The 207-nt window shown below is 77.3% G+C and carries 1 pseudogene; it reads left to right on the top strand.

What is annotated here, in order from left to right:
- Nucleotides 1–207: pseudogene (locus tag QCD68_RS17430) on the top strand (sensor histidine kinase); the annotation flags it as partial.

Genomic DNA, 207 nt, shown 5'->3' with positions numbered 1-207 from the left:
CGGGCCCGGCGCCCCGTCGCCCGGAGGCGCCGCGCGGTCGACGGGGCCGAGGGCACGACCGGGCACGCCCGCGTCGACGAGCCGGGCTCCGGGGACGAGGTCGACCGGCGCGCCACGACCATGAACCGGATGCTCGGGCGTCTCGAGGCATCAAAGCAGGCGCAGCGGCAGTTCGTCTCCGACGCCTCGCACGAGCTGCGTTCCCCG

It is taken from the genome of Curtobacterium sp. PsM8, from assembly GCF_030433875.1.
Classification (GTDB): Bacteria; Actinomycetota; Actinomycetes; order Actinomycetales; family Microbacteriaceae; genus Curtobacterium.
The sequence above is the reverse complement of the archived record's forward strand: the minus strand, read 5'-3'. Positions and strand labels throughout refer to the sequence as shown.